Origin of the sequence: Duganella sp. CF517 (genome assembly GCF_900110275.1) — a bacterium.
Lineage (GTDB): Bacteria > Pseudomonadota > Gammaproteobacteria > Burkholderiales > Burkholderiaceae_D > Rugamonas.
On the sequence record NZ_FODC01000002.1, the window covers coordinates 139,582 to 162,998 of the forward strand.

The following is a 23,417-nucleotide window of genomic DNA, read 5'->3' on the forward strand; positions in this document are numbered from 1 at the left end:
GCGCAAGGCCGTTCAATGCCGAGCAAGCCATTGATTTAAAAGAACAAAATATCAAAGCTCAAATTAAACGCAGACCGGCTCTCGCTGGTCCGGTTTATGCATTGCAAAAGTTGTGCCAACTTATGCCCATATTCTGTTGATAAGATTGTGTGCAAGCGCCGTCGGCCCCATGCATGCCATTGATTTTAATCAGCTTTATTGTCGTGCGTAAAAAAATGGCAGCGATGCCACAAGCGACCGATAATCCCCAAAGTACTTATCCACAACACAACATTCAGGGCGCTAGCCGCAGACGTGTGCACTTCTGCACAAAATTTGTGGATAAGATTGTTAGCAAGGCTATCCCACAAACCGCAGGTCACTGATTTATAAGACTATTTTTGCCATGCGTAAAATAAGCGCACTGTCCGCTTGCCAGCACCGGCAAAACCGAGCCGAGGCCGCCGCGCCACTTCTGCACACTTGATGTGGATAAGATTGTGCGCAACCGCTCCCACATCGTGAAAGATCGTTGATTCATAAGGGAATTTTTGCTCTGAGTAAAAAAACAGCAATATGGACGATTCGACGCGTATTCCCGCAAACCGGGCAATTACCCCCAGAAGCTTTCACTTCTGCACATTTTGTGTGGATAAGATTGTGAGCAAGGCACCCGGGTCTGCGCTAAGTAATTGATTTGAATAATGATTGTGTCCATGCGCAAAAAACACGCAGCGGGAGGCGTACACGTCAATGTGAAATCGCCGCCATTGAAAAGATACAACGCTACCATCTTGGAAGTATTGCTTTTATTTCTATTGAAATCAAAACATCTTTAAGATGGGCTCCACGCTGGCCGTGGATGCCGGCGAACGCGCCGGGAGCGAACCGCTTCCCGTCCCCAACAAGCCGGCCTCGGCCGGTAACAGGAGATGAGCAATGGACGCATTCCTTGGAACCATCCTGCCCTGGCCTGGCACTTACGCTCCGCGAGACTGGGCGTTTTGCGATGGCAGCGTGTTGCAAATCAACGCCTATCAAGCCTTGTACGCGGTCATCGGCGCCCAGTACGGCGGCGACGGCAGGACCACCTTCGCCCTGCCCGACCTGCGCGGGCGCACCGTGCTGGGGCCGAACGGCCCGGCGCCGCTGACCGCCCGCCCGGTGGCCCAGAAAGGCGGCGCGGAGACCGTGGCCGCCGTCGGCACCGGCACCGGCGCGGTGACGCTGAGCGCCGCCAACCTGCCGTCGCACAGCCACGCCGCGACGCTGTCCCTAAGCGGGCTCGGCGCGACCACCGATATCAGCGTGGGCACCGGCACCGGCGGCCAGTTGGCCGCCACCCAGGGCGCCACCCTCACCAGCACGGCGGCCGGCGCGGCCGGCGCGGCGATCTATCAGTTGTCGAGCGTGGCGCCGGTCGCGCCGGTAACGCTGGGCGGCGTCAAGACCACGGTCACCGGCGCCGGCACGGTGACGGTCGACCCCACCGGCGGCGGCGCGCCGGCGCCGGTCAGCGTCAGCGTCAACACGGCGGTGCCGACGATGACGCCTTTCCTCGTCCTTAACTACATCATCTGTCTGAATGGCATCTACCCCAGCCGCAACTGAGCCGGCCGAAGCCCCGCCCGAGCCCGGGCTGGACCTGCGTCCGGCCACCGACGCCGACCAGCCGCTGCTGGCGGCGCTGTACCGCGCCACCCGCGACGACCTCACGCGGCTGGGCGACAGCCCGGCGATCGATGCGTTGATCGCCATGCAGCAGCGCGTGCACGCCGAGGGCCAGCGCCGCCAGTATCCGTGCGCGCGTCAATGGCTGTTGCGCAGCAACGGGCGCTGCGTGGCGCAGCTGGTGCTGGACTGGCGCCCGCACCGCCTGCACCTGATCGACATCGCCGTGCTGCCCGAGGCGCGCGGACAGGGCGTGGCGCGCGCGCTGCTGCGCTGGGCCCAGCGACAGGCGCAAATCGCCGGCGTGCCGCTCGACCTGCAAGTGCGGCGCGACAACCACCCGGCCCGCCACCTGTATCTGAACCTGGGTTTCCGCCCCGGCGCCGGCGACGAGCTGTTCGAACCGATGCGGTGGGACCCGGCCGCCAGCAGCCCGGCGGCGCCATGACGCCGGCGTCGGCCCGCTACCTGAAGCTGCCGCTCAGCTTCGACGCGGCGCGGCTGCAGGCCGAACTCGACGCGCTGCTGGCGCCGCAGTGGGTCGAACACTTCAACACGCGCGACTACGACGGCGGCTGGCGCTGCCTGGCGCTGCGCTCGGCGGACGGCCGGCCGCGCGACATCGGCGCGCTGTCCGAGGCCAATTTCCTCGACACGCCGGCGCTGGCGCAATGCCCCTACTTGCGCGCCGTGCTCGACACGTTCGAGTGCGACAAGGCCGCCGTGCGGCTGATGGCGCAGGAGGCGGGCGCCGTCATCAAGCCGCACCGCGACGCCGCCACCGCCTTCGACGACGGCCTGGCGCGCCTGCACGTGCCGTTGCAGACCGATCCGGCCGTGACGTTTTGCATCGACGGCGAGGATATCCACTTCAGCCGGGGCGACACCTGGTACCTGAACGCCGGGCGCACCCACGCGGTCCACAACCGCAGCGCGCGCAGCCGCATCCACCTAGTGCTCGACTGCCTTGTCAATCCGTGGCTGCGCCAACTGTTCGCGCGGGCCGGCATGGCGCCGTCGGCGCCGCCGCGTTTCGGCCAGGTCGGCGCGGACGACAAGCATCCGCTGGCGCACCAGCGGCGCGCATTGCTGCGCGCGCCCGAGATCACCCTGGCGCAGGCCGGATCGCTGGAAGGCTGGTATCCGGTGGCAGTCGGCGACCAGCCCGAGGGGCTGTGGTGGCGCCGCCTGGGCGCGCGGCCGTTCAGCGAGCCGTTTTTCTCCGACACTTTCCGCCACCAGCCGCCGGCCGAACGGCAGCTGTGCTTCAGCGACTGGCAGGCGCCGGCCGCGCTGCCCGATGCGCTGGCGCCGAACGCCTTCATCTTCCACGTTTCGCGCTGCGGCTCGACCTTGCTGACGCAGATGCTGGCCACCCTGCCCTCGTGCGTGGCGCTGTCCGAGCCGCCGGTGGTGGACGACTTTCTGCGGCTGCGGCGCCAACGCCTCGATGCGGCCGGGACGGACGATGTCGCCGACCATGCCAGCCATGCAGGCGACGCTGGCGACATCGTCCGGCTGCGCGCGCTGGTGCGCGCGCTCGGCCAGCGCCGCGATCCGCGCCAGCGCCATCTGGTGGTCAAACTCGACAGCTGGCACCTGCGCGACCTGGCGCTGTTGCGCGCCGCCTTCCCGGCCACGGCGATGGTGTTCCTGTATCGCGAGCCGCTGCAGGTGCTGGCCTCGCACCAGCGCCAGCGCGGCCCGCAAATGCTGCCGGGGCTGATCGATCCCGACTGGCTGGGCATCACTTTCGACCCACCGGGGGAGGCGGGCGTTGCGGCCGGTAAAACCGAGGCCGACCACGGCGCCGGTGAGCGCCTGGCGCCGTCCGACCTCGACCGCTATTGCCTGCACGTGCTGTGCACCCTGATGGAGACGGCGCTGGCGACGCAAAACCGCGGCCAACCCTTGCTACTGCTGAACTACGCCGATTTGCCAAAACTGCCGGGCCTGCCGCTGCTGGCGCGGCTGGGCATCCGCCCGGGGCGCACCGAGCGCGCCGACATGCTGCGGCGCGCCGCCTTTCACGCCAAGCACGGCGCGCCGTTCAGCGGCGACGCCGCCACCGCCGGGCGCTGGGGCGCGGCGCCGGGCCCGGCGCTGTTCGACCGGCTTGCGCGGCTATACGCGGCGCTGGAACAGTCCCGCCTGAACAACGAATTTGTCGGGAATTAACTTGATCGCGACCATTTGTGACAATTGGGGAGAAACTTTTTCTATAATTTATGTCACAGTTAAATAAAGCTCTTTCCTGTCGAAACCATGACCACCGACCCGTAGGCGTGCACGCCCACCATGCCAGACTCCGACCGCACCTATCACTTTATTTCCGGCCTGCCCCGTTCCGGTTCCACCTTGTTGTCGGCCATCCTGCGCCAGAATCCCCGCTTCCACGCCGGCATCAGCAGTCCCGTCGCCAGCCTCGCTGCCGGCTTGCTGGGCCAGGTCAGCGCCGGCAGCGAATTCGCCACGCTGGTCGACGCCGCGCAGCGCCGCGCCCTGTTGCGCGGCCTGTTCGACGCCTACTACAGCACCAATCCCGGCGAGGTGGTGTTCGACACCAACCGCCTGTGGTGCGGCAAGCTGCCGCTGCTGCGCGACCTGTTCCCCCGTGCCAAGGTGATCGCCTGCGTGCGCAACGTCGCCTGGGTCATGGACAGCATCGAGCGCCTGTACCGCGCCAACCCGTACGAGAACACGCGCCTGTTCAACCACGCAGGCGGGCGCGGCTCGGTCTACACCCGGCTCGAAGGCCTGGTCCAGCACGACCAGATGGTCGGCTCGGCCTGGGCCGCGCTGCGCGAGGCCTATTACGGCGAGCAGGCCGAGTCGCTGCTGGTGGTCGATTACGACCTGCTGTCGCGCGCGCCGCAACAGGTGATCCCGCTGATCTACGACTTCATCGGCGAGCCGGCGTTCGCGCACGACTTCGAGCGCATCGAGTACGACGCCGTCGACTTCGACCTGCAACTGGGCGTGCCCGGCCTGCACCGGGTGCGCGCCAAGGTCGAGTTCCAGGCGCGGCGCACCCTCCTGCCGCCCGACTTGTTTGAAAAATATTCCAAGCTGTCCTTCTGGGGCGACCGCAGCGGCAGTCGCGCGAATGTGATCAGCAACCAACCGGCACTGCCAGGGAATCCATCATGATCAGCCAGCACACCAACGGCACCCATAGCCAGCTCGACGACGACGGCGCGCCATGGCGCCTGCAGATCCTGGCCGGCGCGCCCGAGGCGGCGTCCCTGCCGGCGGCCCCGGCGTTGGCCCCCGAACAGCCGCCGCTGGCGATCGCCCAGCGCAGCGAGATCACCTTCATCGAGTCGAACGTGGCCGACCTGGAAACCCTGCTCAAGGGCCTGGCCGGCAGCGAGGTGCACGTGCTCGACGCCGGCCAGGACGGCCTGCAGCAGATCGCCGCCATCCTCGCCGGGCGCGGTGGCATCGACGCGCTGCACATCATCTCGCACGGGGCGACGGCGGCCGTCAACTTCGGCGCGCTCAAGCTCGACGGCGGCAATCTCGACACGCACCGCGCCGAGCTCGATGCGATAGGCCGCGCCATGGCCGACGGCGGCGACATCCTGCTGTACGGTTGCGAGGTCGGCGCCGGCAGCGCCGGCGCCGCCTTCATCGACCGCCTGGCCGACGTCACCGGCGCCGACGTGGCCGCCTCGGCCAACCTGACCGGCGCCACCGCGATGGGCGGCGACTGGCGCCTCGAAGTGGCCAGCGGCCAGATCGAGACCGCCGCCGTGGTCGACCCGGCGCTGGCGACGTTGTACCAGCAAACGCTGGCGATTCCCAGCGCCACCGTCAACTTCAACACTCCCGGAAACTTCGCCAACGCCGGCGGCTACTTGCCGGCCCAGGACGTCATCTACAACGTCTCTGGCAACAGCGGCTACCGGTTGAAGATCGACGGCCAGAACGAGGGTGTGATCGACTTCGGCGGCTATGTTGCCAGCGACGCCGGCACCGCCAGCGGCGAAACGCTGCTGACGATGTCCTTCGTCGCCGGCCAGGTCTTCACGCCGACCTCGATCAGAGTCGGCACCCAGATCGCCGGCGTGCAAACCTTGCTCTTCAAAGGCTACGACACGGCCGGTAACCAGGTCGGTTCGACCCAGGTCTTCTATACACCCGGCACCCCCACCTACCCCGCCAACTACCTGACGGCGACGTTCTCCGGCCTGACCAACATCGCCACGCTGAAGGTGACGGCCGACGCCAACTCAAACGGCGGCAAGATGTTCTATCTGGTGCTGGAGGATCTGGTGCTGACCAATATCCAGCCGCCCGCGCCGTCGGTGACCTCGATCACCTCCAGCACCGCCAACGGCAGCTACAAGGTCGGCGACACCATCAGCATCCAGGTCGCCTTCGACGCCGCCGTTACGGTGGCCGGCACGCCGCAGTTGACGCTGGCCACCGGCGGCGCCGGCCGCGCCATCAACTACGCCAGCGGCAGCGGCAGCACCACGCTGACGTTCAGCTACACAGTGCAGGCCGGCGACAGCACCAGCGACCTCGACGTCTTCAGCACCGGCGCGCTCAGCCTCAACGGCGGCAGCATCACGCAGACCGTCGGCGCCGCCGCCGCCACCCTGACCCTGCCCACGCCGGGCACCGCCGGCTCGCTGGGCGCCAACAAGGCGCTGGTGGTCGACGGCATCGCCCCGACCCTGGCCATCACCAGCAACGTCGCCACGCTCAAGGCCGGAGAGACGGCCACCATTACCTTCACCTTCAGTGAAAACCCGGGCGCCAGCTTCACCTGGGACGGCAACGTCGGCGACGTGGTGGTCACCGGCGGCACCCTGGGCGCCATCTCCGGCGCCGGCCTGACGCGCACGGCCACCTTCACGCCGACCGCGTCGACCAACGGCGGCAGCGCCAGCATCACCGTCGCCTCCGGCACCTACACCGACACGGTCGGCAACAGCGGCGGCGCCGGCGCCACGCCGTCGCTGACCTTCGACACCCTGGCGCCGTCGGCGCCGTCGACCCCGGCGCTGGCGAGCGCCAGCGACAGCGGCACCAGCCCGTCCGACCGCATCACCAACGACACCACGCCGACCTTCACCGGCACCGCCGAGGCCAACGCCACCGTCAGGCTGTACGACACCGACGGCACCACCCTGCTGCAAACCACCACCGCCGACGGCGGCGGCAACTGGACGCTCACCAGCAACGCTTTGGCGGCCGGCGCGCACAGCGTCAGCGTCAAGGCCACCGATGCCGCCGGCAACACCGGCGCCGCCTCGGCCACGCAAAGCGTGACGATCGTGACCGCCACGCCGACGCTAACCATCACCAGCGACGTCAACAGCCTCAAGGCCGGCGAGACGGCCACCATCACCTTCACCTTCAGCAGCGACCCCGGCGCCACGTTCACGTGGAACGGCAGCAGCGGCGACGTGGTCGTCAGCGGCGGCACCCTGGGCGCGATCTCCGGCACCGGGCTCACGCGCACGGCCACCTTCACGCCGGCGGTGGCCACCGACAGCGTCGCGGCCAGCATCACCGTCGCCGGCGGCAGCTACACCGACGTGGCCGGCAACAGCGGCGCGGCCGGCCTGACGCCGACGCTCAACATCGACACCATCGCGCTGGCGCCGACCGTCACCGGGGCCAACGCCGCCAGCGACAGCGGCAGCTCCCCCAGCGACGGCATCAGCAACGTCGGCACGCCGACCATCACCGGCCACGCCGAGAACGGCGCCGCCGTGCGCCTGTACGACAGCGATGGCATCACCCAGGTGGGCGGCGCCACCGCCGACGGCGCCGGCAACTGGAGCATCACCGCCAGCGCGCTGACCGAGGGCGCCCACACCCTGACGGCCAAACAGACCGACGTCTCCGGCAACATCTCGGCCGCATCGAGCGCCTACACCTACCGGCTCGACACGATCGGCCCGACCGCGCTGGCGCTCAGCGCCACCACCATCGCGCTGGCCGGCGCCACCAACGGTTCCACCGTGGCCACCGCCTCTTCCACCGACACCAGCGCCGTCGTGTACGACTTCGCGGTCGGCAACGGCACCATCGACGCCGACAACGCCAAGTTCAGCTTCGCCGGCACCAGTCTGGTGGCGGCGCAGACTCTGGGCGCCGGCAGCTACCACATCTACGTGCGCGCCACCGACGCCGCCGGCAACGACGCCTTCCAAACCTTCACCGTCACCGTCGTCGACGCCCCGGCCGTCAGTTCCATCGTGCGCGCGGCCGCCGCGCCGGGCACGGTGGCCGCCAGCGCCACCTCGGTCAGCTACACGGTCACCTTCGACCAAAGCGTCACCGGCGTCGGCGCGAGCGACTTCGCGCTGACCGCCAGCGGCACCGCCACCGGCACCATCGCGTCGGTCAGCGGCAGCGGCGCCACCTACACCGTCACCGTCAACGGCATCGGCGGCGACGGCACCTTGCGGCTGGACCTCAACGCCAGCGGCACCGGCATCCAGAACGGTTCGTCCGTGGCCATCGTCGGCGGCCACACGTCCGGCCAGACCTACACGCTGGACCACACCGCGCCGGCCGCGCCGAGCGCGCCGGCGATGAGCGCCGGCAGCGACAGCGGCGCCTCCCCCACCGACGCCATCACCAGCAACACCACCCCGACCTTCACCGGCACGGCGGAGGCCAACGCCACCGTCAATCTGTTCGACGGCGCCACCCAGGTCGGCACCACCAGCGCCGACGGCGGCGGCAACTGGAGCATCACCAGCGGCGCGCTGACGGTCGGCAGCCACACGCTGACGGCGCGCACCACCGACGCCGCCGGCAACGCTTCGGCCGCCGGCGGCGCGCTGGCGGTGGTCATCGACACCAACGCCAACGCCCCGGCCGCCCTGGCGCTGGCCGGCGCCAGCGACAGCGGCACCGTCGGCGACGGCATCACCAACAACGCCACGCCGACGATCAGCGGCACCGCCGAGGCCAACGCCGACGTCACCCTGTTCGACACCGACGGCCTGACGGTGGTGGGCACGGCGACCGCCAACGGCAGCGGCGCCTGGAGCACCGCCACCGCCACCCTGGGCGACGGCGCCCACACGCTGACTGCCGTGCAGACCGACCGCGCCGGCAACATCTCCATCGCCAGCGCCGGCCTGTCGCTGACCATCGACACCCTGGCGCCGGCGGCGCCGGGCGCGCCGGTGCTGGCCGCCGCCAGCGACAGCGGCGCCGCCGGCGACAACCTCACCAACGTCGCCCGGCCGGTGCTGACCGGCACCGCGCTGGCCGGCGCCGTGGTGCGCCTGTACGACACCAACGGCACCACGGTGCTGGGCACGGCCACCGCCGACGGCGCCGGCAACTGGAGCATCACCAGCGGCGCGCTGGCGGTCGGCGCGCACACGCTCACCGCCAAACAGTTCGACGCGGCCGGCAACGCCTCGGCCGCCGGCGCGGCGCTGGCGCTGACCATCGAGGCCGCGCCGCCGCCGGCCACGCCGCCCGCCACCACGATCGACGGCGTGGCGGTGGTGCAGACGCCGGTCGCGCTGCCCGGCGGCGGCCTTGGCACCCAGACCGTGATCGGCATCGTCGCCGGCGACCGCGCCGAATCGAGCGGCAACGCCGGCGTGGCCGACATTCCGCTGGTGACCGGCGGCGGCGCCAACCTGTTGCTGGCGCAAATCGCGCCCGGCTTCGGACTGACCGCCTCCAGCGGCGCCAGCCGGCCGGTCGGGAATTCGACCGACCAATTGATCCAAGCCATCCTGGGCGTGACGCCGGACCATCCGGCGGCCGACCAGGGCCACCTGACCGGCAACGGCGTGGCCTTCCTGGGCCAGCTGGCAGCGACCACGCCGCTGCTGGTCAGCACCGTCGTCCCGATCAGCGGCGCCACCGCGCCCACCGGATCGCTGACCCTGACCGGCACCAGCACCGACAGCCAGCGCACGGCACTGGTCATCGACGCCAGCGATCTGGCCCCCGGCAGCAACCTGGTGTTGAACGCGACCGACTTCGCCGCCGTCGTCGGCGCCGTCAACGTCACCGGCAACACCGACGGCCAAATCCTGACCGGCGACGCCGCCAGCCAGCAGTTCACCGTCTCGTCCGCGCGCGGCGGCGCGGTGTTCGCCGGCGGCGGCGCCGACGCGCTGGCGTACAACTCACCGTCGGCTACGGCCGGTGCCATGGCCGCCGCCGTGTCGGCATCGCGCGCGCTGGCCGCCGCCGCCGACACCACCACCATCCTGCACGGCGGCCTCGGTGACGACAGCGCCGCCTTCAACGGCGCCAGCGCCAACTACACGATCGATCTGCACCGGGGCTACGCCATCGTCACCGCCAAGGCGCAACCGCAGCAGCACGCGCTGGTGATCAACGCCGAAAGCCTGAAGTTCGCCGACACCACGCTCGGCGTCGACAACCCGGCGTCGCTGGCGTCGATCACGGGCCTGTATCAGAGCGTCCTCGGGCGCCAGGCCGACCATCTCGGCGCCGAGTTCTGGGCCACGTTCTACGACAGCGGCGCGAGCATGGGCTGGATCGCCCTCGCCATCATCCAGTCGGCGGAATCCCAGGCGCGGCACCCGATGGTGTTCAACGGCGACAGCGGGCACGACATCGAGTTGCTGTATCAAGGCATCTTCAGGCGCCACAGCGACGCTCCCGGGCTTGCTTTTTGGATAGATAAAATGGCCGGAGGCATGTCGTTGGAGCGGGTGGCGGAACTGTTCACGCTGTCGGCCGAAATGGATATCCACAAGATAGGCGTGCAGAACTGGGATTTCCAGATCTCGTCATGAACAGTTTGTGTGGATAACTTTGTGTGTAACTGCCATCGCGGAAGCTAAAGTGCTTGATCCGTAAGGCTTTTTATTCGATGCCTGCAAATGAGGCAGAAATATTAGCCTTTAAAATCATGACCCTATCTATAATACCTACCGCTTCACGTGCACTGTGACCGCTGTGTTACAGATCCCACATAGTGTGGATAGTTTATATTTTTGAAACCGATGATGTTCGACGACCGCTCCGATTCCGCCCCCGCCGCCGCCCCCGTGATGACCGTGACCGCGCTCAACCAGGCGGTGGCGCGGCTGCTCGAGCGCTCCTTCCCGCTGGCGTGGATCGGCGGCGAAGTGTCCAACTTCACCCGCGCCAGTTCCGGCCACTGGTACTTCACGCTCAAGGACAACGCGGCGCAGGTGCGGGCGGTGATGTTCCGCGGACGCGCGCAGTACGCCGACTTCATTCCGCGCGAGGGCGACAAGGTCGAGGTGCGCGCGCTGGTGACCCTGTACGGCGCGCGCGGCGACTACCAGATCAATGTCGAGGCGATCCGCCGCGCCGGCGTCGGCTCGCTGTTCGAGGCGTTCCAGCGGCTGAAGGAAAAGCTGGACGCGGCGGGCCTGTTCCACGCCGACCGCAAACGCGCGCTGCCGATGTTCCCGCGCGCGATCGGCATCGTCACCAGCCCGCAGGCGGCGGCGCTGCGCGACGTGCTGACGGCGCTCAAGCGACGCGCGCCGCACGTGCGCATCGTGTTGTATCCGACGCCGGTGCAGGGACAACTGGCGGCCGCGAAGATCGCCGACGCCATCGACACGGCCTCGCTGCGCGACGAATGCGATGTGCTGATCGTCTGCCGGGGCGGCGGCAGCATCGAGGACTTGTGGTCGTTCAACGACGAGGACGTGGCCTACGCGGTGGCCAATTGCCGCATGCCGGTGATCTCCGGCGTCGGCCACGAGACGGACTTCACGATCTGCGATTTCGCCGCCGACCTGCGCGCCGCCACGCCGACGGCGGCGGCCGAACTGGCGGCCACGCCGCGCGCCGACTGGCTGGCGTCGCTGCGCGCCGACGCCACCGATTTGCGCCGCGCGATGCGCCGCAGCGTCAGCGAGGCCACGCAAACACTCGATAGCCACGCGCGCCGCCTGCTCAATCCGGGCGCGCAGATCAAGCAGCAGCGTTTGAAGCTGCTGGCCTTGTCGGCGGCGATGATGCACGCCAACCGCATGCCGCTGTCGCAGTCGCGCTACCAGCTCGATCGCTTGAGCGGGCGCATGGCCGCGCACAAGCCCGATGTGCGGGCGGCGCGCTCGGCGCTGGCCGGCCTGCGCCATCGCGCCGGGATCAGCGTGGCCACGCAACTGGGCAGGCGCCGCCACGCGCTGGCGGCGTTGTCGTCGCAACTGGAGTTATTGAATCCGCAGCGCACCCTGGAGCGCGGCTACGCCATCGTCACCGACGACAAGGGCGCCATCGTGCGCGCGCCGGCGCAACTGCGCCCGCGCAGCACGCTGACGTTGCGGCTGGCCGAGGGCAGCGCGCAAGTGGGCGTCGATTCGGTGCAGCCGTCGCTGGACTAACCGGCTAGGCCGCCGACAGCATCGCCGACATGCCGATCAAGGTCGGATACTCCTCGGTGATGACGAAGGTCGGGATGTGCGACAGATAATCCGAGAACCGCCCCTTCTGCTCGAAGCGCGCGCGGAAGCCGGAACGCTCGAAGAATTCGCTCATGCGCGGCACGATGCGCCCGCCGATGTAGATGCCGCCCTTGGCGCCCAGGGTCAGCGCCACGTTGCCCGCCACCGTCCCGAGCATCTCGCAGAACGCCTCCAGCGTCTCCTCGCACACGGGACACAGGCGATGCAAGCCCTGCTCCATGATCTCGTTGGTGTTCAGGTTGCGCGGCTCGACCCGCGCGCGCTCGCACAGCGCGCGGTACACCAGCGCCAGGCCGATGCCCGACACCAGCCGCTCGCTCGACACGTGCTCGTGATAGCGGCGCGCATAGCGCAGGATCTCGATCTCGCGCTCGTTCATCGGCGCGAAGGTGCTGTGCCCCCCCTCGCTGTCGATGGCGATCCAGCGGCCGGCGACACCGGACGGCACCAGCCCGGACACGCCCAGTCCGGCGTCCGCGCCCACCAGGCCGATGGTCGCGCCGGCGCGCGCCACGCCGCCGCCGATCTGGCGCTTGTGGTCCGCCGCCAGGTACGGCAAGGCGCTGGCCAGCGCGGTGAAGTCGTTCACCACCACCAGCGATTTGAGGCTGAATTGCGAGCACACCGCCTCGATCGAGAACGACCAGTGGTGGTTGGTCATGGTGACCCAGTCGCCGTCGATCGGATTGGCGATGGCGATGCCGGCGAAGCGCGCCTGGTAGCCGCCCGCCGCCACCGTGGCCGGCTGCGACAAATAGGCCACCAGCGCCGCGCCCAGCGTCGGATAGGTGGCGCACTCGGTGACCCAGATGGCGTCAATTTGGTTGGGCGCCGTCTCCAGCCCGAAGCTGGCGCTGGTGCCGCCGATGTCGGCCAACAGGCGCGGGCCGTTCGCCAGGTGCGAAAAGTTTGCGCGATCCATGTCTCTTCCTTTTTATTGTGGGTGCCGCGATGTACGACTTTGTGATGCGGATTATACGGCAGCACCCTCATGAAATCGTTTTCAAAAACAGTTTTCATTAAATACCCGCCGCGGCGCAAAGTCAATGCGGCGCCGGAACTGGCCGAAAGGATAGTGAATATGGTAACCTTGGGTGAAAAGGTTTTCATAACATTTAAATAACAGGAATTCCCCTTGGCAGATCTCTCCCCCCACTCCGGCCCATCGACGCTGATGGATGTTGCACGCCAGGCGGGAGTGTCGCCCAGTACGGTTTCCCGCATCCTCAACGGCACCGCCAAGGTCTCCGACGACAAGCGCGAGGCCGTGCTGGCGGCCATCGCCAAGATGAACTTCGCCCCCAACCAGATGGCGCAGGGACTGAAAAAAGGCCGCTCGCTGACCATCGGCATCGTGGTGCAGGATATTTCCTCCCCGTTCTTCGATGAGACGCTGCGCGGCGTCGACGACGGCCTCAAGGGCACCGGCTACGCGTCGGTCATCGTCAGCGGCCACTGGAACGCCGACGAGGAGGCCGAGCGCATCCGCCTGCTGCTGGCGCGCAAGGTCGACGGCATCATCCTGTTGTCGGGCCGCATCTCGGACGAGACCGTGCTCGGCTTCTCCACCCAACGGCCGATCGTCTCGACCGGGCGCGAACTCAAGACCCGCACCGCGCTGGGCTTCAAGATCAACAACGAATACGGCGCCTATCTTGCCGTGCGCCATCTGATCGACCTGGGCCACCGCCGCATCGCGTTCATCTCGGGCCCGGCCAACAACATGGACGCCGACGAGCGCCTGGCCGGCTACCGGCGCGCGCTGGAGGAGGCCAACATCGACGCCGACCCGCATCTGATTGTCGAGGGCAATTACCACGAGGCCAGCGGCATGATGGCGATGAACCGCTTGTTCGACACGCACCAGCAATTCACGGCGGTGTTCGCGGCCAACGACCTGAGCGCCTACGGCGCACGGCTGGCCCTGTACCGCAAGGGCATCCGCGTGCCGGACGACATCTCGCTGGTCGGCTTCGATGACCTGCCGGGGTCGTCGTACACGACGCCGCCGCTGACCACCATCCGCCAGCCGCTGTACGACATCGGCCGCATCGCCACCCACGCGCTGCTGCGCGTGATCAACGGCGAGGACGCCCAGGGCGAGATTCCGCCGCTCGAACTGATCGTGCGCGAGACCACGCGCCGGGTGCGCTGAGCGCGCCACCGAGTATCCACACGGAAAGCGGGCCTTTTGAGCATGGAAGGCGCATCCGCTTTACAATGATGAACGTTTCGCCATAATTCACCCTCGGTTTTAACACCCCAAACAAAGGAACAACAATGGAACATACCCTGCCACCACTGCCATATGCCATCGACGCCCTGGCGCCGCACATCTCGCAAGAAACCCTGGAATACCACTACGGTAAGCACCACCAGACGTATGTCACCAACCTGAACAACCTGATCAAGGGCACCGAGTTCGAGAACCTGTCGCTCGAAGAGATCATCAAGAAATCGTCCGGCGGCGTGTTCAACAACTCCGCCCAGGTGTGGAACCACACGTTCTACTGGAACAGCCTGACGCCAAACGGCAAAGGCGCACCGGACGGCGCGCTGGCCGAGGCGATCAACGCCAAGTGGGGTTCGTTCGACAAGTTCAAGGAAGAGTTCACCAAGTCGGCCGTCGGCAACTTCGGTTCGAGCTGGACCTGGCTGGTGAAAAAGGCCGACGGTTCGCTGGACATCGTCAACACCTCCAACGCCGCCACCCCGCTGACCACCGACGCCAAAGCGCTGATCACCTGCGACCTGTGGGAGCACGCGTACTACATCGACTACCGCAACGTGCGTCCGAAGTACCTGGAGACCTTCTTCAAGCTGGCCAACTGGGACTTCGCGGCGGCCAACTTCGCCTGAATGAACTAGGCACCACCGAAAAAGCCCGGTCCTCGTCGCGAGGGCCGGGCTTTTTTTTAACCTGTCTGGAGACACCCATGACCTACCTCGCCTCACCCCACCGCTACGAAGAAATGCAGTACCGCACCTGCGGCCGCAGCGGCTTGAAGCTGCCGGCGATGTCGCTCGGCCTGTGGCACAACTTCGGCGACACCAACAACCTCGCCTCGCAGCGCGACATGCTGCGCACCGCCTTCGACCTGGGCATCACGCACTTCGACCTGGCCAACAACTATGGTCCGCCGTACGGCTCGGCCGAATCGAATTTCGGCCACCTGTTCAAGTCCGACTTCCAGCCCTACCGCGATGAATTGATCATCTCCACCAAGGCCGGCTGGGACATGTGGCCCGGCCCCTACGGCCAGGGCGGCGGCTCGCGCAAGTACGTGCTGGCCAGCCTCGATCAAAGCCTGAAGCGCATGGGCCTCGACTACGTCGACATCTTCTACTCGCACCGCTTCGACCCGGCCACGCCGCTGGAGGAAACCATGGGCGCGCTGGCGCACGCGGTCCAGCAGGGCAAGGCGTTGTATGTGGGGGTGTCGTCGTACTCGGCGGAGAAAACCGCCGAAGCGGCGCGCCTGCTGCACGAGTGGAAGGTGCCGTGCCTGATCCACCAGCCGTCCTACAATATGCTGAACCGCTGGATCGAGGAAGACCTGCTCGACACCCTGGGCAAGCAGGGCATCGGCTGCATCACCTTCACCGCGCTGGCTCAGGGCATCCTGAGCGACAAATATTTGAACGGCATTCCGGCCGACGCCCGCATCAACCGTCCGGGCGGCGGTTCGCTGATGGCGTCGCATTTGAGCGAGGAGAACCTGGCCCGCGTGCGCGCCCTCAACGAGATCGCCAAGGCGCGCGGACAAACGCTGGCGCAGATGGCGCTGGCCTGGGTGCTGCGCGACGCGCGCATCACGTCGACCCTGATCGGCGCAAGCAGCAGTGCGCAGATCCGCGAGAACGTCGCCGCGCTGAAGAACCTGCACTTCAGCGCCGACGAACTGGCCGCGATCGACCAGCAAGCCAAGGAAGGCGACATCAATTTGTGGGCGGTATCGTCCGTCCACAAATAGAAGCACTTACTGGCGGGAAGCCGGCTGCCCGTTAAGCCGCGACTTCTCGCCACGCTCCAACGTTTGATCCGGCGCCACGTCGTCATCCGGCACGCTGCCGTCGTCCTCCAACGGCACCACGTCGTGGAAATCGCCGTCCACCATCGCATCGGCGCCCGGGATGGTTTCGATATGGTCGAAGCCGATGTCGGCGCCCGCCTCCACGCTGTCGATGCCGACGTCGCCACGCTCGCCGGTGCCTTCGGCATCGGTGTCGCTGTCGAGCGCCAGGTCCGGATTGCCGGCCACGTCGCTGCCGCTGTCGGAGTTATCGCTCGGGCCGAGCGAACGGGTACCGTGGCCGCGCCCCAGCACGCGATCGTTACCTGCCGGGATGTTATCGGGGTCGAGTGTACTGTCAGACATGATGTGCTCCTTCCAATGAAAACCCGATTGGACCACCGCGGCGGCGGCCGGTCCGTGCGCCCACTCGCATATAGGGGAGACGCCTCCGGGCCGCCCGCCTATCGACACGATAGGAAATTTTTACTTTACAAATGTACTATTCATAGATATAGTTACTCCATACACACACGAAGGAGTACATCATGAGCACCGCTACCAACAACCTGCTGCGCGCCGCCACCATCGTTCTCGCCATCGCCGCCGGCGGCGCCGCCGTCGCCCAGACCACATCGCAAGCCGGCACCGGCGCGGCCGCCACCAGCGCCGCCACTGCCACCACCGGCGCCGGCGCCACCAAGGCCGCGACCAGCAGCACCGCCGCGCAAAACGCCGTCGCCGCCACCACCGTCGCCGCGAGCAAAGCCCAACAGCCCGCCGGCCTGACCCGCGCCCAGGTTCAAGCGGAATTCCTCGAAGCGCGCAAAAACGGCACGCTGCTGCAGACGGAAGCCGACTTCGACGTCGCGCAAACCCGCAAGCACTTCGCCAACTAACAGCGCAACGAGCCGATGACCATGACCAGGCAACCATCGCCCCGCGCCGTCGCCGCCGCCCTGCTGGCGTGCGCGATGGCGGTGCTGGGCGGGTGCGCGGACATGGGCCACATCGAGCCGCAAGCCGTCGCGCTCGAACCCGCGCAGCTGAACGCCGGCAAAGCCATCGCCGCCGCCAGCGCCGACGTGGCTTGGCCCGCGGAGCATTGGTGGGAAGCGCTGCACGACGAACAGTTGAACAAGCTTGTCGGCGCGGCGCTGGCCGACAATCCCGGCCTGCGCGCGGCGCAAGCGCGCGTGCGCCAGGCCGAATCGCTGTCGGGCGTCGCCAGGGCCGCCACACTGCCGCGCGTGGACGCCTCGGCCAGCGCGGACCGCGAGCTGTATTCCGCGCACAGCACCGTGCCCGCTCCGCTGGCCGGCAACTACGCGTGGAAGAACACCGCCACCCTGTCCGGTTCCTACGACCTCGATCTGTGGGGCCGCAACCGCGACGCGCTGGCCGCCGCGCTCGACGAGGTGCGCATGGCGTCGGCCGAGGCGCAGATGGCGCGGCTGACATTGGAGACGGCCATCGTGCGCAGCTACATCCAGCTGTCGCTCGACTACGCGCTGCGCGACAGCGTGGCCGACAACCTGGCGCAGCGCCAGCGCATCCTCGAGATCACGCGCAAGCGCCATGCGGCGGGACTGGTGAGCGACATCGACGTCACCAACATTGAAACGACACTGCCGGCGGGACGGCGCGACCATGAGCAGATCGACGAATCGATCGCCCTGTTGCGCAACCAGCTGGCGGCACTGATCGGCAAAGGACCGGGCGACGGTGAAACGATCGCCCGGCCGAAGCTGGCCCTGGAAGCGGGCCACGGCGAAGCGGTGCCCGACACGCTGCCGGCGGAACTGGTCGGCCGGCGACCCGACATCGTCGCCCAGCGCTGGCGCGTGGAGGCGGCCGGCGCGCGCATCGCCGGCGCCAAGGCCGACTTCTACCCGAACATCAACCTGGCGGCCTTCGTCGGCGTGCAGTCGCTGGGTTTTTCGCGCTTCCTCGACAGCCACTCCCAGATGCGCGGGATCACGCCGGCCATCAGCCTGCCGATCTTCGACGGCGGCCGGCTGCGCGCCCAACTCGGCAACCAGACCGCGCTCCGGGATGGCGCGGTCGAACAGTACAACGCCGCCGTGGTACAGGCGATGGCCGATGTGGCCAACGCGGTGGTGCGCATCGCCTCCGTCAAGCAACAGGACGTGTTGGCGCAGCGCGCGCTGGCGTCGGCGCGCCGCCAGCAGCAGCTGGCCGAGCGGGCCTACAACGCCGGCATGACCGATTCGCTCAACGTCATCAACGCGCAGCTGACTTTGTTAAACGAGCAGCAGCAAATGGCACAAGTGGCGAGCAAACAACTGGATAACTACGCTTTGTTGATGTCGGCGCTAGGCGGGGGCATAAAAGTGGATTAACCGGGGGGCTTCCAAGTACAATCAATCCTTCAAAAATTATAAGAGGAGCAAGGCAATGAGCAGTTTTGAAGCGACTAAAAAACGCCTGAAAAACATCCATGCCCGCATGCCGGACTTCCCCGAGGATCTGATGCGCCTGTTGCGCATGACCTACCACATCCAAAAACGGATGAAAGATTTGAGCAATGCCGCGCTGCGCAAATATGACCTGGTGGACGCCAGCTACATGGTGCTGGCGGTGCTGTATGGCTCGGACGACGAGACCTCCACCGCCTCCACCCTGGGCGAGGCTTGCATGGAAAAGCCGGCCAACCTGACGCGCGTGTGCAACGACCTGGAAGCCCAGGGACTGATCACGCGCGGCAATCGTCCGGGCGACCGCCGCTGCGTGATGATTTCGCTGACCGACAGCGGCCGCGCGCTGATCGCCAAGGTGCTGCCGGAAGTATGGGCGGCGACCACCCACGCCTACGACGGCTACGACGCGGAAGAAGTCAAACAACTGGAAGCACTGCTGAAACGGCAGTTGAACAACCTCGAAGCACTTACATAGACGAACCGACACCATGAACCCTCCCTCCGCCGCCACGCCAACACAGGAACACACAGCGGCGCGGGGAGCGGTGAACAAGGGAGCGGCGTGGTTGCGCGCCGAAACCGCCGGCTGGTTCAACACCGAAGGCCAGCGCTGGGTCTTCGTCGCCAAGGCCATGCTGGCCGCCTTCTCCGCCTTGTGGCTGGCGTTCCGCCTCGGCCTCGACTCCCCCTCCACCGCGCTTGCCACCACCGTCATCCTGGCCTTGCCCAGCAGCGGCATGGTGCTGGAAAAAGCCTTCTACCGTTTTCTCGGCACGCTGGTCGGCTGCGCGGCCTCGCTGCTGCTGGTGGCGCTGTTCCCGCAATCGCCGCCGGTGCTGTTCATCGGCGTGGCGCTGTGGGTCGCGCTGTGCACCGGCGGCGCCGCCATGCACCGCAACCAGCAATCCTATAGCTTCGTGCTGGCCGGCTACACCGCCTGCATGATCGTCGTTCCCGCCATCGACGCGCCGGCCCATGTGTTCACCCTGGCCGTCACCCGCGTGACCGAGGTCGGTCTGGGCATCATCTGCGCGGCCGTGGTGCATGACGTGATTTTCCCGCGCCGCCACTCGCAGGCCGTCATGCGCACCGTGCAGACGCGCTACGCCGGCTTCATCACCTTTTGCCAGCAGGTGCTGGAGCAGCGGCTGTCGCCGGCGGAAGCGGAGTTGAACCACCTGAAGTTCGCCGCCGATATCGCCGCGCTGGAGTCGGGCCGCGCCGCCGCCTTTTTCGAGGCCGACCACGCTCGCTCCCACACGCGCCAGCTGCACGCCTTCAACGCCGCTTTCATGACGGTGCTGACCACCTTCTACACGCTGCACCGGCTGGTCCACCGCTTGCGCGTCAACGCCACCGGCCACGTGCTGGAGCTGGTCGAGCCGATGCATGCGCATCTGGCGCAGGCGATGAAGCCCGACCTGACCGCCGGCCGGCTGGCACGGATGCGGGTGGAACTGGCCGAAGACATCGCGGCGGCGCGGGCGCGGCTGGCGGCCGAGCCGCTCGACGGGCGCCCGCAACAGATCGACTTCGATACGGCGGTCGAACTGCTGGACCGCTTCGTGCGCGACCTGGAGCAGTTCGCGGCGCTGTACCACGGCCTGGCGCGGGAAAAGCGCCAGCAGGTCAGCGATCCCGGCGCCTACACGCCTAAGACGCCGCCGGCCATTGTCATCGCCAGCGGTTTCCGGGCCGGTGCCACCTTGCTGATCACGGCCGCCGCCTGGTACTGGCTGGCCTGGCCCTACGCCGCCAACGCCATCCTGATGGCGACGATCTTCTGCGCGCTGGCGTCGTCGTCGCCGCGGCCGACGGCGCTAGTGCAGCAGGTGCTGACCGGCTTCCTGATCGCCATGCCGCTGGCCTTCCTCACCGAGTTCCTGCTGATGACGCGCGCCGACGACTTCGGCCCGATGGTGCTGGCGGCCTTGCCGCTGCTGGCGCTGGGTTCCTACCTGAGCACCGGTCCCAAATGGGCCGGCGTGGGGATCGGCATCGGCATGTTCTCCGCGACCTTGCTGGTGCCGGCCAACCAGATGCACTACGACGTGGAGGCTTTTATCAGCAGCGAACTGTCGCTGACGATGGGCGTGGTGGTGGCCTACGTGATGTTCAAGGTGGTGCTGCCCGAGCACACGATGGGCCACAAGGGCCACGTCGCCGCCGCGCTGTGGCGCGAGGCGCTGAACGCCTGCACAGCGCCGCTGCACCGGCTCAAGCGCCGCTTCGACAACCGCGTGCGCGACCTGCTAAGCCAGTTGAACGCCGCTTCGGGGCCGGCGCCGAGCGAAGCGGCGCGCTCGGTGGTGCGGCAGGGACTGACCTTGCTGGAACTGGGCCACGCCGTGATCGAACTGCGGCAGCTGGTCGCCGCCTCGCCGGCCGGCCCCGCGCGCCACGGCCTGCAACAGGTGGTGCGCAACCTGGCCGGCTACCTGCGCGCGCCAACGCCGGCGCACGGCGCGACCGCGCTGGAATCGCTGCTGCACGCCGGCACGGCGGTGCGCGCGGTGCTGGCCGACGCCGCACCCGAACGCCGCCTGCCGCTGCATACCGCGCTGACCGACCTGCATTCCATTTACACGTCCTTGCTGGACCAGCTATCTACCGGAGAACCCCACCATGCCGCGTGAAATCGACTTTTTCGGCGTCCTGCTGCCCGGCGTGCTGCCACTGTTCCTCGTCAGCCTGCTGCTGCAGGTCGCGCTGGACAGCGTCTTGAGCCACGTCGGCGCGTACCGCCAAAGCTGGCATCCGGCGCTGGTGCGCCTTTGCCTGTTCGTCTGCATCTTCGGCGCCCTGCTGCTAACCCTGTACAAATAACCCCATCATCTTCGAGAGCTAACGTGAGCGCATCTAAAATCTTCCGCTTTTTCCTGACCATGCTGTTGCTGGCGGCGGCCCTGTGGATCGGGCGCACCGCCTGGGACCAGTACATGGAATCGGCGTGGACCCGCGACGGCCGCATCAAGGCCGACGTGGTCACCATCAGCGCCGACGTCGCCGGCACCGTGACCGACGTGATGGTGCGCGATAACCAGATGGTCAAGCAAGGCGACGTGCTGTTCGTCGTCGACAAGGCGCGCTACCAGAACGCGCTGGCGCAGGCCAACGCCATGCTGGCGTCGCAGCAGGTCGAGAAGGGCCGCCGCAGCAAGGAGGCCAGCCGCCGCGCGGCGCTGGACAGCTCCATCATCTCCGCCGAGAGCATGGAGACGGCCCAATTCGCGGTCGGCACCGCGTCGGCGCAATACCAGGCCGCGCTGGCCGCACGCGATCTGGCGCAGCTCAATCTTGAGCGCACCGTGGTGCGCGCGCCGGTGGCCGGCTATGTCACCAACCTGAATGTGCACGCGGGCGATTTCGCCGCCGTCGGCGCGGCCAAGCTGGCCGTCATCGGCAGCGAGTCGTTCTACGTGGTGGGCTATTTCGAGGAAACCAAACTGCCGCTGCTGAAATTGAACGACCAGGTGCAGGTTCGCTTGATGAGCGGCGCGGCGCAGCTGAACGGCCATATCGAGAGCATCGCGCACGGCATCACCGACCGCGACGCCAGCGTCGGACGCGAGCTGCTGGCCGACGTCAACCCCACCTTCAACTGGGTGCGGCTGGCGCAGCGGGTGCCGGTGCGCATCCATATCGACCGGAAGCCCAAGGACCTGGCGCTGGTGGCCGGCACCACCTGCACGGTGGTGATCCACAGCTGACGGAAACTAGCGCGAGCCGGCGACATCCAGGATCGCGCCGCTGACGTAGGACGACTGCGGCGACAGCAGCCACAAAATGGACTCGGCGACTTCCTCCGAGCGGGCCGCGCGGCCCATCGGCAAACTCGCTGCCATCCGCGCCACGCGATCCGGCATGCCGCCGCTGGCGTGGATCTCGGTGTCGGTGACGCCGGGCCGCACGCAGTTGACGCGGATGCCCTCCTCCGCCACTTCCTTCGACAAGCCCAGGGTCATCACATCGATGGCACCCTTGGAGGACGCGTAGTCGATGTAGGTATTGGCGCCGCCATGCCGGGCCGCGCCGGAGGAGATGTTGACGATGCCGCCACCTTGCCCGCCACTGCGCGTCGACATGCGCCGAACCGCCTCGCGCGCGCACAGGAAAGCGCTCATGATGTTGGTGGTGAAAACGCGCTGCATCCGCTCGGCCGACATCTCCGTCAGCTTGCACTGCTGTTCCAGCACGCCGACGTTGTTGACCAGCGCGGTGATCGGACCCAATTGCGTGTCGACCGCCGCGAACAGGCGCAGCACGTCGTCCTCCACGCCCATATCGCCCCGCACCACGATCGCCTCGCCGCCCTCGCCGGCGATTTGCGCGCGCAGCGCCTCGGCCGCGTCGCCGTTGCTGACGTAGTTGATGCAGACGGCGTAGCCTCGGCGGCTCGCCATCAAGGCCGTCGCCGCGCCTATGCCCCGGCTGCTGCCGGTCACCACCATCACTTGTTTCATCGCTCGCCTCGTAAAAAAGCCCGCTGGCGCGGGCTTGTGGTCTGGGTTACTTCTCCGGACTGGTGTTTTTCAGCGCGTAGGTCACGTGCTGCCACCAGTGGTCGCGCGAATCGACCGTCCGCAGGCATTTTTTGTCGACTTCGCCCTTGAACATCGGGTCTTCGCACTTTTTGGTCATCAACGCATAGCGCTGATTTTCCGCGTTGGCCAAGGCGACCACCAGCCAGAAGACAAAGCCCAGCAACACCACCACCAAGCTCCATGCGACATGGTTGATATACGCCCACTCGAACAGCGTCTCGATGACCGGTGACGACTCCTTGTAGAGATGCATCACCTTACCTTCGGCGGCCTTGCGTTCGTCGCTGATTTCTTTCATTTTCGTACCCGTTCCAAATTAAAGCGCTTCCTTGCGCGGCGGGTGACACGTCT

The 23,417-nt window shown here is 67.2% G+C and carries 19 protein-coding genes; 15 read left to right on the forward strand and 4 right to left on the reverse strand.

Features of this window, described 5'->3' with window-relative positions; genetic code table 11:
* Positions 1–918 precede the first annotated feature (918 nt).
* From BMX85_RS07715 to xseA, 6 genes are all read left to right on the forward strand, one after another.
* Positions 919–1,590, forward strand: a complete 672-nt coding sequence (locus BMX85_RS07715; protein ID WP_090315503.1) for a phage tail protein — start codon at positions 919–921, stop codon at positions 1,588–1,590.
* A complete protein-coding gene (locus BMX85_RS07720) occupies positions 1,565–2,098 on the forward strand; it encodes a GNAT family N-acetyltransferase (protein WP_090315505.1) in 534 nt (177 codons plus the stop codon). Before BMX85_RS07715 ends, BMX85_RS07720 begins: the two co-directional genes overlap by 26 nt.
* A complete protein-coding gene (locus BMX85_RS07725) occupies positions 2,095–3,828 on the forward strand; it encodes an aspartyl/asparaginyl beta-hydroxylase domain-containing protein (protein WP_143067924.1) in 1,734 nt (577 codons plus the stop codon). Before BMX85_RS07720 ends, BMX85_RS07725 begins: the two co-directional genes overlap by 4 nt.
* A 120-nt stretch (positions 3,829–3,948) precedes the next feature.
* Entirely contained in the window at positions 3,949–4,800 is an 852-nt protein-coding gene (locus tag BMX85_RS07730; RefSeq protein ID WP_090315509.1) for a sulfotransferase family protein, read from the forward strand.
* Positions 4,797–10,415, forward strand: coding sequence for an Ig-like domain-containing protein (locus BMX85_RS07735; protein ID WP_090315511.1), 5,619 nt, complete (start codon positions 4,797–4,799; stop codon positions 10,413–10,415). Before BMX85_RS07730 ends, BMX85_RS07735 begins: the two co-directional genes overlap by 4 nt.
* A 210-nt stretch (positions 10,416–10,625) precedes the next feature.
* Positions 10,626–11,987 (forward strand): exodeoxyribonuclease VII large subunit, encoded by a 1,362-nt coding sequence (xseA, locus tag BMX85_RS07740; protein ID WP_090315512.1) that lies wholly within the window; start codon positions 10,626–10,628, stop codon positions 11,985–11,987.
* A gap of 4 nt (positions 11,988–11,991) precedes the next feature.
* Here the strand turns inward: xseA and BMX85_RS07745 are convergent, their stop codons facing one another.
* Positions 11,992–12,990 (reverse strand): glucokinase, encoded by a 999-nt coding sequence (locus BMX85_RS07745; protein WP_090315514.1) that lies wholly within the window; start codon positions 12,988–12,990, stop codon positions 11,992–11,994.
* Positions 12,991–13,242: 252 nt separating this feature from the next.
* Here BMX85_RS07745 and BMX85_RS07750 point away from each other — a divergent pair, with 252 nt between their 5' ends.
* The 3 genes from BMX85_RS07750 to mgrA all read left to right on the forward strand — a co-directional run bounded on the left by BMX85_RS07750 (position 13,243) and on the right by mgrA (position 16,042).
* Positions 13,243–14,223, forward strand: a complete 981-nt coding sequence (locus BMX85_RS07750) for a LacI family DNA-binding transcriptional regulator (protein ID WP_090315516.1) — start codon at positions 13,243–13,245, stop codon at positions 14,221–14,223.
* Between the two features lie 125 nt (positions 14,224–14,348).
* Positions 14,349–14,927, forward strand: a complete 579-nt coding sequence (gene sodB, locus BMX85_RS07755; RefSeq protein ID WP_090315518.1) for a superoxide dismutase [Fe] — start codon at positions 14,349–14,351, stop codon at positions 14,925–14,927.
* Positions 14,928–15,004: 77 nt separating this feature from the next.
* Positions 15,005–16,042 carry an L-glyceraldehyde 3-phosphate reductase gene (gene mgrA / locus BMX85_RS07760; RefSeq protein ID WP_090315519.1) on the forward strand — a complete coding sequence of 346 codons (1,038 nt, stop codon included), beginning with the start codon at positions 15,005–15,007 and terminating at the stop codon, positions 16,040–16,042.
* Between the two features lie 6 nt (positions 16,043–16,048).
* Here mgrA and BMX85_RS07765 read toward each other — a convergent pair whose 3' ends face one another.
* Positions 16,049–16,447, reverse strand: coding sequence for a hypothetical protein (locus tag BMX85_RS07765; protein ID WP_090315521.1), 399 nt, complete (start codon positions 16,445–16,447; stop codon positions 16,049–16,051).
* 182 nt (positions 16,448–16,629) lie between these two features.
* On the opposite strand from BMX85_RS07765, the gene BMX85_RS07770 reads away from it, so the two are divergent.
* The 6 genes from BMX85_RS07770 to BMX85_RS07795 are packed head-to-tail and all read left to right on the forward strand — an operon-like array spanning position 16,630 to position 22,232.
* Positions 16,630–16,980 carry a hypothetical protein gene (locus BMX85_RS07770; RefSeq protein WP_090315522.1) on the forward strand — a complete coding sequence of 117 codons (351 nt, stop codon included), beginning with the start codon at positions 16,630–16,632 and terminating at the stop codon, positions 16,978–16,980.
* A gap of 21 nt (positions 16,981–17,001) precedes the next feature.
* Positions 17,002–18,444, forward strand: coding sequence for an efflux transporter outer membrane subunit (locus tag BMX85_RS07775; RefSeq protein ID WP_229210343.1), 1,443 nt, complete (start codon positions 17,002–17,004; stop codon positions 18,442–18,444).
* 55 nt (positions 18,445–18,499) lie between these two features.
* A complete protein-coding gene (locus tag BMX85_RS07780) occupies positions 18,500–18,997 on the forward strand; it encodes a MarR family winged helix-turn-helix transcriptional regulator (protein ID WP_090315525.1) in 498 nt (165 codons plus the stop codon).
* 13 nt (positions 18,998–19,010) lie between these two features.
* Complete coding sequence (locus BMX85_RS07785) at positions 19,011–21,158, forward strand: FUSC family protein (RefSeq protein WP_090315527.1); 2,148 nt, start codon at positions 19,011–19,013, stop codon at positions 21,156–21,158.
* A complete protein-coding gene (locus BMX85_RS07790) occupies positions 21,148–21,348 on the forward strand; it encodes a DUF1656 domain-containing protein (RefSeq protein WP_090315529.1) in 201 nt (66 codons plus the stop codon). Before BMX85_RS07785 ends, BMX85_RS07790 begins: the two co-directional genes overlap by 11 nt.
* A 23-nt stretch (positions 21,349–21,371) precedes the next feature.
* Positions 21,372–22,232 (forward strand): efflux RND transporter periplasmic adaptor subunit, encoded by an 861-nt coding sequence (locus BMX85_RS07795; protein WP_090315530.1) that lies wholly within the window; start codon positions 21,372–21,374, stop codon positions 22,230–22,232.
* A 6-nt stretch (positions 22,233–22,238) separates the two neighbouring features.
* Here BMX85_RS07795 and BMX85_RS07800 read toward each other — a convergent pair whose 3' ends face one another.
* Both BMX85_RS07800 and BMX85_RS07805 read right to left on the reverse strand, forming a co-directional pair.
* On the reverse strand, positions 22,239–22,985 hold the full coding sequence (locus tag BMX85_RS07800; RefSeq protein ID WP_090315533.1) for an SDR family oxidoreductase: 747 nt from the start codon (positions 22,983–22,985) through the stop codon (positions 22,239–22,241).
* Positions 22,986–23,031: 46 nt separating this feature from the next.
* Positions 23,032–23,364, reverse strand: coding sequence for a hypothetical protein (locus BMX85_RS07805; RefSeq protein ID WP_090315535.1), 333 nt, complete (start codon positions 23,362–23,364; stop codon positions 23,032–23,034).
* Positions 23,365–23,417: the final 53 nt, after the last annotated feature.